12 protein-coding genes are annotated in these 11424 nt (G+C 54.0%); 8 read left to right on the top strand and 4 right to left on the bottom strand.

Annotated elements, in window-relative coordinates; all coding sequences use genetic code 11:
* Positions 1-496 (top strand): winged helix-turn-helix domain-containing protein (locus tag R6U67_RS12645; RefSeq protein WP_410252878.1); only part of this gene is annotated, 496 nt, incomplete at its 5' end.
* Positions 497-635: 139 nt separating this feature from the next.
* Here the strand turns inward: R6U67_RS12645 and R6U67_RS12640 are convergent.
* Positions 636-731 (bottom strand): cytochrome b6-f complex subunit PetL, encoded by a 96-nt coding sequence (locus R6U67_RS12640; protein WP_074162883.1) that lies wholly within the window; start codon positions 729-731, stop codon positions 636-638.
* 46 nt (positions 732-777) lie between these two features.
* Between R6U67_RS12640 and aroB the strand changes: the two genes are divergently transcribed.
* Positions 778-1893: a 3-dehydroquinate synthase gene (gene aroB / locus R6U67_RS12635; protein WP_410252877.1), complete on the top strand. Its 1116-nt coding sequence runs from the start codon at positions 778-780 to the stop codon at positions 1891-1893.
* A 168-nt stretch (positions 1894-2061) separates the two neighbouring features.
* On the opposite strand, the gene malQ is transcribed toward aroB, so the two are convergent.
* The gene (gene malQ, locus R6U67_RS12630) at positions 2062-3573 is read right to left on the bottom strand and encodes a 4-alpha-glucanotransferase (RefSeq protein WP_410252876.1); all 1512 of its coding nucleotides are present in this window, start codon (positions 3571-3573) and stop codon (positions 2062-2064) included.
* A 90-nt stretch (positions 3574-3663) separates the two neighbouring features.
* On the opposite strand from malQ, the gene R6U67_RS12625 reads away from it, so the two are divergent.
* Positions 3664-4134, top strand: a complete 471-nt coding sequence (locus R6U67_RS12625) for an NUDIX domain-containing protein (protein WP_410252875.1) — start codon at positions 3664-3666, stop codon at positions 4132-4134.
* On the opposite strand, the gene R6U67_RS12620 is transcribed toward R6U67_RS12625, so the two are convergent.
* Entirely contained in the window at positions 4131-5213 is a 1083-nt protein-coding gene (locus R6U67_RS12620) for a class I fructose-bisphosphate aldolase (RefSeq protein ID WP_410252874.1), read from the bottom strand. The two genes, R6U67_RS12625 and R6U67_RS12620, sit on opposite strands and share 4 nt — an antisense overlap.
* A gap of 200 nt (positions 5214-5413) precedes the next feature.
* Complete coding sequence (locus R6U67_RS12615) at positions 5414-6130, bottom strand: class I SAM-dependent methyltransferase (RefSeq protein ID WP_410252873.1); 717 nt, start codon at positions 6128-6130, stop codon at positions 5414-5416.
* A gap of 150 nt (positions 6131-6280) precedes the next feature.
* Here R6U67_RS12615 and R6U67_RS12610 point away from each other — a divergent pair, with 150 nt between their 5' ends.
* From R6U67_RS12610 to R6U67_RS12590, 5 genes are all read left to right on the top strand, one after another.
* Positions 6281-7459 carry a class I SAM-dependent methyltransferase gene (locus R6U67_RS12610; RefSeq protein ID WP_410252872.1) on the top strand — a complete coding sequence of 393 codons (1179 nt, stop codon included), beginning with the start codon at positions 6281-6283 and terminating at the stop codon, positions 7457-7459.
* Positions 7460-7473: 14 nt separating this feature from the next.
* Positions 7474-7752: a DUF3134 domain-containing protein gene (locus R6U67_RS12605; RefSeq protein WP_410252871.1), complete on the top strand. Its 279-nt coding sequence runs from the start codon at positions 7474-7476 to the stop codon at positions 7750-7752.
* A gap of 54 nt (positions 7753-7806) precedes the next feature.
* Positions 7807-8949, top strand: coding sequence for a phospho-N-acetylmuramoyl-pentapeptide-transferase (gene mraY, locus R6U67_RS12600; protein ID WP_410252870.1), 1143 nt, complete (start codon positions 7807-7809; stop codon positions 8947-8949).
* A gap of 139 nt (positions 8950-9088) precedes the next feature.
* Entirely contained in the window at positions 9089-9646 is a 558-nt protein-coding gene (locus R6U67_RS12595) for a DUF3038 domain-containing protein (protein WP_410252869.1), read from the top strand.
* A 3-nt stretch (positions 9647-9649) separates the two neighbouring features.
* Positions 9650-11068 (top strand): DUF4335 domain-containing protein, encoded by a 1419-nt coding sequence (locus R6U67_RS12590; protein ID WP_410252868.1) that lies wholly within the window; start codon positions 9650-9652, stop codon positions 11066-11068.
* Positions 11069-11424: the final 356 nt, after the last annotated feature.

Below are 11424 nucleotides of genomic sequence, written 5' to 3'. Positions count from 1 at the left end.
TCACCGCACCATGGCGCCTCCCGCCTATCTCGAATATGGTGACATCAAAGTCGATATCGTGCAGCGGCGTGTCCGCTATCAAGATCAGCCCATTGAATTAACCCCGCAAGAGTTTAGCTTATTGTATGTGTTAGCTCAGGCTGGGGGAACGCCCCTGAGTCGTTCAGAGTTACTACAACGAGCTTGGCCCGATGCGATTGACAATCCCCGCACCATTGACACCCATGTTCTCTCACTGCGGAAAAAAATCGAACGAGATCCCCGCCAACCGAACTTAATTCAAACCGTTCGCAATGTGGGTTATCGCTTCAACCTCACAGGGGCCGAGTCCCTGGTCGAATCTCCCCCCGGCCAAGAGTTTCAAGACGCCTACACCGTAAATCGTCAGAGCCTAAATCGTCTCAATGGTCAACCGGGGTCCTTGTCTGTTCCGGGGACTAGCCAACGGACGGCGGTCGCCCAGCCCTCTACTGTTAGTCATTCCTTGAGAGGGTAATGCCACCTTGCCAACCTGTTCAAATCTCGCCAAAATCTCATAGAATGCTAAAACGGAAAGACGCGATCGCGCAGTGATCGCGTCTTTCGTTTGTTCAGGGTTGGCCCCAACACTAGGGGCGTTGCCCCCTCAGCCGCCCCTAAATCAGCTTGACGGCCCGAAGTCCGAGCAACAAGACCACCGCTAACGCAAACGCCCCACCCACCATGAGCAAATATGCCACAACACCAGACATAGGCTTATCTCCTGTTTTATCAATATCTATTTGACTTTATTAAACCATGACGCAGTCCGTTATCCCTGTGAACTTGCCTCAAAACGCCTACGAGATCGCCCTGGCTTCCGATAGCCTCGATCGCCTCGGGGCCTGGCTCAAATCCCTGAATTTGGGGCGTAAGGTGATGCTGGTCTCCAATCCCACGGTGTTTGGCTATTACGGTAAACGGGCGATCGCCAGCTTAGAAAGCGCCGGTTTCGAGGTTCATCAGCATCTCTTCAACGATGGGGAAGCCTATAAAACCCTCGATTCCGTGGCGCAGCTGTACGATAAAGCCCTAGCAGCAGGGTTAGAACGTAATTCAACCTTTGTTGCCCTTGGCGGCGGTGTGGTGGGCGATATGACGGGCTTTGCTGCCGCCACCTGGCTACGGGGCATTGGCTTTATCCAAATTCCCACAACCCTGTTAGCCATGGTCGATGCCTCTATCGGCGGTAAAACCGGCGTCAACCATCCCCAGGGCAAAAACCTCATCGGCGCCTTCTATCAGCCCCGTTTGGTCCTCATTGACCCCGCTGTGTTAACAACACTGCCCGAACGAGAGTTTCGCGCCGGGATTGCCGAAGTGATTAAATATGGAGTTATTTGGGATGCTGAATTATTCAGTCAACTAGAAGCCGCCAAAGATCTGGCGAATCTCGGCAATCTCTCGGGTCAACTGTTGCACGAAATCCTCATGCGATCGTGTCAAGCTAAAGCCGAGGTCGTTGGTCAAGATGAGAAAGAAGCGGGATTACGGGCCATCCTCAACTACGGCCATACCATCGGTCATGCCGTAGAGAGTCTAACCGGCTATACCGAACTTCTCCACGGCGAAGGGGTCGCCATCGGCATGATCGCCGCCAGTCGTCTAGCCGTCGCCCTCAACCTTTGGTCCGCCGAAGATGACGCCCGCCAAACCCAGATTATTGAGAAAGCCGGCCTTCCCACTCGCATTCCCGAAGGGGTTGAGATTGAGGCCATCATCGCCAAACTGCAAACCGATAAGAAGGTCAAAGACGGACGAGTTCGCTTTGTTCTCCCAACCCGCATCGGCAATGCAACGGTGAGCGATCGCGTTCCCGGCGATCTCATCCGCGACACCCTAACCCAGTTAAAGCCGTCAACCGTTAACTGTTAACCGTTAACTGTCGCAGAACACCGGAAAAGGTAGGTCAGCGCACCACCAACGGTACGCCCCTACCTCTTGCCTCTTGCCTTTTGCCTTTTGCCTCTTGCCTTTTGCCTTTTGCCTTTTGCCTTTTGCCTCTTGCCTCTTGCCTCTTGCCTCTTGCCTCTTGCCTCTTACCTAATTCCGAGGTCCGCGACCATACACCATCGTATAGAAGCGAAGCCGATCGCGGAGTTCATCGGTCAAGTCTTCGGCCTGATAACGCCATTCCCAGTTCCCTTGAGGAGAACTCGGGGCGTTCATGCGGGCCTCTTCCCCTAATCCAAACAGATCCTGTAACGGGAAGATCGCTTGATTAGCATTGCTACTCCAGGCCAGACGAATGAGATCCCAATGGAAGCCTTCACCGCGCGTACAGCCGATATAATCCCAGACGCGCTGATTGTCTTCATCACTGCGGCTGTTGTACCAGCCCATCGTGGTGTTGTTGTCGTGGGTTCCGGTGTAGACCACAAAGTTATTGGAATCATAGTTGAAGGGCAAATAGGGATTATCCCAACCGGAGTCAAAGGCAAAATGGAGGATTTTCATACCCGGAAAGCCAAACTTGTCTCGCAGGGCCTCGACTTCCGGGGTAATAATCCCTAAATCTTCAGCCACAATGGGCAATTCTCCCAACTCTGCCTTGAGTTTCTCAAAAAACTCATAACCGGGGGCTTCAATCCATTCCCCATTCATGGCGGTGGTGTCTTCTCCGGGAACCGCCCAATAGGCTTCAAAGCCTCGGAAATGGTCAATGCGAATCAGATCGAGGCGATCGAGAACCGCATGAAACCGCTGCATCCACCAGCGTAGATCGGTTTTGAGGAGTTTCTCCCAGTTATAGATGGGATTGCCCCAGAGTTGCCCGGTTTCGCTGAAATAATCCGGCGGAACCCCAGCCATTAACGAGGGTTTGCCGGTGTCTTCATCGAGACAGAAGATTTCCCGATGCGACCACACATCGGCACTGTCATGGGCGACATAGAAGGGGATATCGCCAAACATCTGGACTTGGCGATCGTTCGCGTACTGCTTTAAAGCCGACCATTGCTGAAAAAACTCATATTGGAGATATTTACGGAAGTCGATTTCCTCGGCCAGTTCGTCCCGCCATTTATCCAACGCAGCCGGATCTCGCTTAGCGACGGGTTCATCCCATTCATGCCAACTGGCGTTATTGAACACCTCCGTTTTCAGGGAGATAAACAGGGCATAATCATCCAGCCAATGGGCCTTATCCTTACAGAAGGCCACAAAGTCCTGCTGTTGTTCCGAGGAGGCGCGACTGCGTAAGTTTTTGTAGGATTTACGCAGCAGGGTGGTTTTAACGCGATCGACCACATCAAAATCGACGCGATCGCCCCGCGACTCAGGGGCCTCCTCTAAATCAGCATCCGTCAGCAGGCCATCATCCCGCAGCATCTCTAAACTAATCAGGAGGGGATTACCAGCCATCGCTGAATAGGACATATAGGGAGAATTCCCATATCCCGTCGGCCCGAGAGGGAGAATCTGCCATAGCTGTTGGCCACTCCCCTGCAAGAAGTCCACGAAACGATAGGCTTCCGGGCCGAGATCGCCAATCCCGAAACGACCGGGTAGCGAGGTCGGGTGTAATAAAATTCCACTAGCTCTCGGAAATGGCATAATCTTTAACTGTCTTGGCGTTCAACTAAAAGTTCACTTGACTCTAACACGACGTTTCCGAGGAAACTGTCTTCATTTAGGCTTAATTTAATGCCGGAATATCGTAATCCCGCTCCAACGGTCGATTTATTGATTGAACTGATCGATCGCCCCCAACGTCCCCTCATCTTAGTCGAACGACTCAACCCTCCGCATGGCTGGGCGCTTCCTGGGGGGTTTGTCGATTATGGGGAATCCGTCGAAACCGCCGCCCGGCGCGAGGCCGAGGAGGAAACGGGGTTAACGGTACAGCTGATCGAACAGTTCCATGTTTACTCCCAACCCGATCGCGACCCCCGCAAACATACCCTCAGTGTGGTCTTCCTAGCCACGGCCACGGGAACCCCCCAGGCGGGAGATGACGCGAAACACTGTCAGATTTTCAGTCCCTGGGAGATTCCCGAAAATCTCTGTTTCGATCACGATCGCATCCTAAACGACTATCTCAACTATCGCTTTTACCGCCGCCGTCCCGGTTTGGACTCCCCTTTGGACCCCCGTTTGGACCCCCGTCTGGACTAGGCCAGGGTCACTTGAGGCGACAGATAGACATCTTGGATGGCGTGTAGGAGTTGGACGCCTTCGGCTAAGGGCCGTTGAAAGGCTTTGCGCCCGGAAATTAAGCCTGCACCGCCGGCGCGTTTGTTGATGACCGCTGTACGAACGGCTTGGGCGAAATCGTTATCGCCTGATGCGCCGCCGGAGTTAATCAGGGGAATGCGCCCCGCGTAGCAATTGAGAACTTGATAGCGAGTTAGGTCGATGGGATGGTCGCTGCTGAGTTCGCTGTACACTCGCTCATCGGTGCGTCCATATTTCTCGCCGGTGGCCTTGGCGACGGCGGGGAAACCACCGTTCAACTGGGGCTGTTTCTGTTTAATAATGTCCGCTTCTAGGGTCACGCCGAGATGGTTGGCTTGACCGGTTACGTCGGCGGCGGTGTGATAGTCTTGGTCTTGCTTAAAGACCCCATGACGCAGGTAACACCAGAGAATCGTGGCCATCCCCAATTCATGGGCGCGGGCGAAGGCCTGACCGATTTCACGAATTTGTCGGGCCGATTCAGGAGAACCGAAGTAAATGGTGGCCCCGACGGCTGTTGCGCCTAGGTTCCAGGCTTGTTCGACTTGGGCGAAGGGGATTTGGTCGTAACGGTTGGGATAGGTGAGTAACTCGTTGTGGTTGAGTTTGACGATGAAGGGAATCCGATGGGCGTAACGACGGGAGACAATCCCCAGACCGCCTACGGTGGTGGCGATCGCATTACAGCCCCCTTCTAGGGCCAGTTTAACCAGGTTTTCGGGGTCAAAGTAGGCGGGATTCGGGGCGAATGAGGCCGCTGCGGTATGTTCGATCCCTTGGTCAACGGGCAAAATGGAGAGATAGCCGGTGTTGGCTAAGCGCCCGTGACTAAATAACTGTTGTAGGCTGCGCAGAACCTGGGGGTTGCGATCGCTGGTGGCAAAGATATCATCGACCACGCCCGGAGAGGGTGTCTGTAGATGATCTCGTGATAGACGACAACGGTGGGTTAGGAGATCTTCGGCTTCGTCACCAAGATACTGTTCTAGGGCGTTGGTTGTTCTTACGGCGGTTGTCATTAACAATTCTCTTTAAGCTCGACATCATAGGTTGGACATCTGGCTTAGAACGGCCTTAAAGCGATCTATTTGGCCGCCTCAACCAGCATCCACCACTAGCCTAACGAGACCACCTGGGGCGGTATCTCCATCTATGGGGAGACCTTTTCGTCAGTTGCAGCCATCAGTTGCCGTTAGCGATGGCTGCAACTGGCGGCTCTCTATCTCTCGATCGGGGGAGCTTGACAAATCCAAACGCAATCACGGGGAACGCTAGTGGTATCTTTGAGCAACACGTGATAGTTGAGTTCTCCGAGAAACTTTTCCATAATCTCATTGGTCATCACCGAAAACGCCGAACCATGACGTTTTCCCCTGAGGTTAATATCGAGTTCCTTGAGGAATTTCTGCCAGCCTAAGTCGCTCACGACATTGGTATGGTGAAAGACACAGAGGCGATCGCCTTTGAGCAAGCGCGGAATTTGTCGCAAATAGTTAAAAATATCTCTCGGTTCGACATGAACCATCGTGTCATAACAAAAACAGACATCGATGGCCTGTTCCGGGAGTGAATCCAGGCTCACGCCATCGAGTTTATAATACTCAACTCGCTCATGACCTAACCGTGCTTGGGTGGCATCGAGCATCTTTTGTGAGATATCAGCGCAGATTAAACGCTGGGCATAGTTGAGCAGTAAGGCGCTGGTTTTACCGCCACCCACTCCAATTTCTAAGACGACGTGATCCGGGCGAATATAGGGCGCGATAAACTGAGTTTCAATTAACTGTTCATACTCCGCCAAGGAACGAGCCGCCCCCGCCCCTTGACCGGCCCACTCATCGCCGATATACTCCAGTTCAGGATGGAGGGTTTGCCAAGCCTGAGCGTAGGAGTCCCAAGCCCCTTCGTAGTCAATTCCCTCATTAGGATGGTCCATTGAGCATTATCCCTAAAGATTGAGCAATCTGCCCCGAAATCAAATTCCGAGTCTAACACCCCCTATAATAATGCCGAATGGGAACTCTCGGGATGCGATCGCCGCAGGTTCCTATCGCCATGTTCCCTCAACTCTTCCTTAACCCGCCTCATGACTGTTGCATCTAATCCCGCTCTCATTACCGCGATTCAGCAGCAAATTCAGCAGCAGGGGCGAATGTCGTTTGCTGAGTACATGGAGGCGGCGCTCTACCATCCCGCTGAGGGTTATTATTCTCGTGGGGCGAAGTTGGGGGCGATGGGGGATTTTGTTACCTCGTCTCATTTAAGTTCTGATTTTGGGGAACTGTTGGCGCAGCAATTCGTGCAAATTTGGGAAATTTTGGGATCTCCTCTTGAGTTTGATTTGGTTGAAATGGGGGCGGGTCAAGGAATTTTAGCGGTTGACATTCTGCGTTTTATTAAACAAAAATATCCCGTTTTTTTTGAAGCTATTACCTATACAATTATTGAAACTTCGGCGGCATTGCGTCAGCAGCAACAACAAATTCAAGGAGCCAAAATACGCTGGTTAACTTGGGATGAATTGCCCGATGAGTCTCTGTGTGGCTGCTGTTTTTCTAATGAATTAGTCGATGCTTTTCCGGTGCATCGTCTGCAATGGCAGGATGGACAATGGCAGGAATGTTATGTTACCTGGGATGAGGGAAACGGGGAGGAGACGGCTGGCTTTAAGGAAGAACTCGGACCCCTATCAACACCCGCGTTGGCGGCGTATTTTGAGCAGGTGGGCGTGGCGGACCAAGAGTGGCCCGACGGCTATACCACGGAAGTCAATTTAGCGGCCTTGTCTTGGCTAGAAATGCTGGCCCGGAAACTGAAGCGAGGCTATGTAATCACCATTGATTACGGCTATGAAGCCCATCGCTATTATCAGCCGCAGCGATCGCGCGGTACGCTCCAATGTTATCGCCAACATCGCTATCATGATGACCCCTATTGTTTTGTCGGGGAACAGGATATCACCGCCCATGTGGATTTTACCGCCTTGCAACGTCAGGGCGATCGCCTCGGCTTAGACCCGGAAGGATTCACCCCCCAGGCCTTGTTTCTGATGGCGTTAGGATTGGGCGATCGCCTCGCGGCCTTAGGCCAGGGATCTCAACCGGCCAGCGGTGCGGATATCCTACGGGTGATGCAACGTCGCGAGGTTTTACATGGCCTACTCGATCCTCAAGGCCTCGGTGGATTTGGTGTGTTGGTGCAGTCGAAAGGATTGGCCAGCGATCGCCCCCCCTTAAAAGGACTCACCACCCCCACAATGTCCTAGAATCGAAAAGGTCTATGCGTCAAACTACCTCAAACTACCTCAAACAGCCCATGATCGACCCCATGAATCCCTCCCTACGTCAACTTCCCCGTCATGAACAGGCCGAGTTGATTCCAGCCAACAATGAAACCTCTCTCTTAGAATGGCTACAAGCCACCGGACGACTGATTCCTCGGGATGAAGAGGAACGTTCCGCCCGCAAAGAAGAACTCGAAGAATTGGGACTCATCGCCGAAGACGATGATGGCTATACAGACAACGATAGTGATACCAGCGATGACGCTGAGGTGTAACCCGTCAACGTCTTGGAACATCGTCATTTGGCTTCAGTGTGATGAGGAATAGTTGTGGATACCAAAGTATCGAGATCCGATCGATCAAGATTAGACAGAGACCCCCTCAGTGGAACTCAACTGTCTTGGGGGTTAACCTTACTGCTGGCCCTGGCGGCGATCGCCATTGATACCTCTCAGGGTCATTGGGCCGCCCTGGGGGACTCCCTCACGCTCCCCTGGCTGCTGACGGCGTTGGCCTCGGCTCAACTGGGCCGTTGGGGAGTCCCTCAGTTACGACAACTCAAGCTCAAACAGAGTATCCGCCAAGAAGGACCCCAGGCTCATCTGAAAAAGGCAGGAACGCCCACGATGGGAGGCATCCTTTTTGTGCCTCTAGCCTTGGCGATCGCCCTGATTTGGGGTCATTTGAACCCCAACCTCAGTGGAGGGGCGCTCACGGCGCTCTGGGCGGTGTCTGGGCTAACGTTTGCCTATGGGTTCATTGGCTGGCTCGATGATTGGCAGGTGATTCGCCGTCGCTCCAATGACGGCATTTCCCCCCGCAGCAAGCTATCGTTACAAATTGGCATCGCCTTTCTCTTTTGCGCCTGGGCCAAACTCAACCCCGATTTTGCCACTCAAACAACCATTGAGTTCCCCGGCGGCTGGCTTCTCCCCCTAGGAACCTTCTTTTGGATTGTGGCGGGCTTCGTGCTGACAGCCGAAAGCAATGCTACGAACCTCACCGATGGCCTCGATGGCTTAATGGCCGGAACCGGGGCGATCGCCTTCCTGGCTCTGGCGGCAATGGTCACCCCCACCTACCCCAGTTTAGGGCTATTCTCAGCCTGCTTTAGTGGCGCCTGTATCGGCTTTTTGGCCCATAATCGCAATCCCGCCCGCGTCTTCATGGGAGATACCGGCTCCCTGGCGTTAGGCGGTGCGTTGGCAAGTGTGGGGATTCTCGCCAATGTGCTATTTGGCTTATTTATTCTCAGTGGGCTATTCTTTGCTGAAACCCTCTCGGTCATTCTCCAGGTGAGCTATTACAAAGCCACCAAGAATCCGGAAGGAGTCGGGAAACGTCTGTTTAAGATGACACCCCTGCATCATCATTTTGAGTTATCAGGATGGTCAGAGTTACAAGTCGTCTCCCGCTTTTATGGGGTGAGTTTAGGGTTAGCACTCTTGGCATTACTCATTAGTGCTTCATGATATCTTGATAGCCCACGTGGGTTATGCCGAAAGAGCGCGACCACAAAGGTAAAGCTACATCTCTACCCGATTGCCTCTTGCCTCTTGCCTCTTGCCTCTTGCCTCTTGCCTCTTGCCTTCTTCTCCCCTGTTCCCTTTCGTGCCAACCCCCCATCCCCTCACTCATTTAGATTTAACCTTACTGGCGTTGCAAGCGTTACTCAACCTATCGGATGAGGGAGTTTGGGCGGCGGCGGTGGAATGGGGACTGGAGAAGGATTTAGGCGATCGCCTCAGCCTCGAACAGCTACGCCAGGGGAAATGTCCAGTCTCGGCCTCCGTCTCTCAACAACAACCGGCCATGCAAGCCTTGCGTCAACTGATTTGTGCTTTGGCTCGGGAGCATCAGGAGACGATTCGTCGTGCGGTGGCGCTGTTGGAGCAATATACTCAGTTAGAACGTCCTCCCCGAGAAGCGGTCTTTCTGGGAGAGTATTTACAACGGTTTACTCAGGGCTATCTGCTGCGATCGCTCGGAACCCTGAAATTGGCGTTGGTGGAATCCCTGGCACTTAAGTTATTAGTGGATTTGTTGTTCTACAGTAGTGCTGACGGCGATCGCCATTTGGCGTGGGGACTCAATTTGAAGCCATCGTCGGAGTCAGCCTCATCCAACGGGACGGGGCGCTCATCTCAATCATTCGATACTTGGAGGTAAGCTATGACAAGGGGTCACGGGTCCAGAACCATTTGGTCAACCACGCTAGAACGCTCCTATACACCGCCCACCTGTCGATTAACCATCGTCGGGCGGCGATCGCTCTTCTCCTCTCCCAGCCGGCCCCGTTTGTCACATCTGCGTTTTGAGTTGCTGTTGGATGACCCTCGTTTACGGGATGAGGACCAGAAAGTGGTGCGCGGGGATCAGGCCCAACTGTTTCATCTGAGTGAGTCGGTACGCAGCTATGTGCGGGATTTTTTAAGTCAATCGTCGCACCAGCTTGCGGCGTTATCGGAGCCTTCCCAGTCCCTGTATGGGGGATCAGCTCGGGGTGCGATGGCGACGCCGGTGGGAACCACAATCGCGAAGTCTCGAAGAACCACAATCGCTGCTCGGCCTCAAACTCGTGCCGCCACCTATATAGAATCTCAGGGATTGGCGGCTCATACCCTAGTATTGGGAACTCTGGCGACGGCTGACAGTGGCCCCGTCATTGAGTTGGGAACGCTGCAACTGTTTGATGTCCTCTCGGCGTTAGAGGGGTTTTTGGCGGATTGGCAGACTTGGCAAACCCCAACCCCAGGGGGCGATCGCCTTCCGGTTTGGCTCAGTCCCCTGGTGGGAGTCGTGGTCACTGGAGGCTTGGTGGCGGCCTTATCTCCCCTGGCCCAGAACCGCTCGGCTGAGGACGCCTCCACGGCTCCAGAGGACTCCTCGATGGCGTTGTCGTCCTCCGGGATAGCGGTCTTGAGTCAGAGTAGTCAAGGCCTCGTCAGCTCTGACAATCTGGCACCGCCGGAGGTCGTGTCGCCGCCACCTCCCCCAGCGGCGATCGCCTCTTTTCCGCCTCTGAGTTCTGCGATCGAAGCCCCGCCAACCCGTGTCACTCCCCTGGAACGACAACCGGACAATCCAAGGCCAATCTCTCCGCCTCCCCGATCACCCAGCGAGTCGGCCTCCGCTAACCCCTTCACTCCCAACTCATCCACGGCCACCCCTTCGACTCCCCCAGATCTATTATTTGAACAGCCCTTATCGGGACCTGAGGCGGCTCCTTCCTTAGATCCCTCTCAATTCCCTCAACCGGAACCCTTCACGCCCTTAACGCGCCCGGTTCCTGTGGGAGAGGATCAAGAAACGGTCTTTGATTTTGTACCTCAAGTGACGGAGTTACGCCGCTATTTTCAACAACGCTGGCTGCCCCCGGAGGGACTCACTCAAAGCCTGGAATATACCTTAGTTCTGGATGAATCGGGAACTCTGGCACAGGTGTTTCCTTTGGGACGCTCGGCGGTCCAGTTTCAGGAACAAAGTCAGATTCCTGATCTCGGAGAACCCCTCACCTCCCCTCACGAGCAACCTCTCCGTTTACGTCTGGTTCTTGGTGAACAGGGCCAGGTGAATGTGTTTGTGCATTAGAAGGGAACAGGGAACACCGGAACTGGGAACACCGGAACTGGGAACACCGGAACTGGGAACACCGGAACTGGGAACACCGGAACTGGGAACAGGGAACAGGGAACAGGGAACTGGGAACACCGGAACAGGGAACACCGGAACTGGGGAACTACACAAGACACAGAGGGAGAACGTTCTCCCTCTTGCCTCTTGCCTCTTGCCATCCCCTCTTGGGAGGGGTTAGGGGTGGGTTATGCCTCTTGCCGACCGGCTCTACATGATCGCGCTTTCGGACGACGAGTTCCGAACCCTGCACCGCGCCCGCGCGGTCCTCGCCCAGCTCACCTACAACCTGCGCTCCACCACCTTCTTCCAGG

Origin of the sequence: Sodalinema sp., assembly GCF_046483825.1 — a bacterium.
Taxonomy (GTDB): Bacteria; Cyanobacteriota; Cyanobacteriia; order Cyanobacteriales; family Geitlerinemataceae; genus Sodalinema.
The sequence above is the reverse complement of the archived record's forward strand: the minus strand, read 5'-3'. Positions and strand labels throughout refer to the sequence as shown.